Raw genomic sequence first — 783 nt, 5'->3', positions numbered from 1 at the left:
CGATCATCGCGCCGGGCGTCAGTTCCTGGCGCAGCACCAGCCAGGCCCCCGCCGCCAGCATCGCGCTTTGCAGAAACAGCCGGAAGGTCCGCGAAAAGACGCTGAACCCCGCCGACAGGTCTCCGGCGCGAACCGCATTGTCCTGTGATTCAGACCGGGCCAGGCGCCAGCGGGCGAAGGTCGCGCCGCGCATGCCCAGGGCGCCGATCACCTCGCCCTCGTCGCGATAGAGGTCCGCCAGGCGCTGCGCCTGCGCGCCGGCCTGGGCCGAACCCTGCAGCGGCGCGCGGGTCAGGACGCGGTTCAGGATCGTCGTGCCGACCAGGATCCCGCCGCCGACGGTCGCGACGATGCCCAGGACCGGGTGGAACATGAAGACCGCCGCCAGGAACAGCGGTGCCCAGGGCAGGTCGAAGAAAGCCAGCATGACCGGCGACCCGATCAGCCGCTGGACGGAATCCAGGTCGCGCATCCCGCCCGCCGTGGCGGCCGATTCGTCGCCGCGCAATGCGCCCTCGCGCAGGGCGGCGTCGAAGACGCGACCTTCCATCCGGTCCTGGAACCGCGCGGCGATCCGCTGCATCACGCGGTTGCGGATGATGTCGATGGCACCCATCAGCGCGAAGAGGAAGATCACCAGCACGAACAGGGCGGTCAGCGTCTCGACGCTGCGCGAGGCCAGCACGCGGTCATAGACCTGCAGCATGAACAGCGGCCCGGTCAGCATCAGCAGGTTCACGACCGCCGAGAAGACCCCCACCGACAGGAACAGCGGCCACCCCG

The 783-nt window shown here is 70.0% G+C and carries 1 protein-coding gene; it reads right to left on the bottom strand.

Features of this window, described 5'->3' with window-relative positions; all coding sequences use genetic code 11:
* On the bottom strand, window positions 1-783 hold a 783-nt coding region (locus FHD68_RS18750; protein WP_244298009.1), incomplete at both ends, for an ABC transporter transmembrane domain-containing protein.

Origin of the sequence: Paracoccus marcusii (genome assembly GCF_006151785.1) — a bacterium.
Taxonomy (GTDB): Bacteria; Pseudomonadota; Alphaproteobacteria; order Rhodobacterales; family Rhodobacteraceae; genus Paracoccus; species Paracoccus marcusii.
The sequence above is the reverse complement of the archived record's forward strand: the minus strand, read 5'-3'. Positions and strand labels throughout refer to the sequence as shown.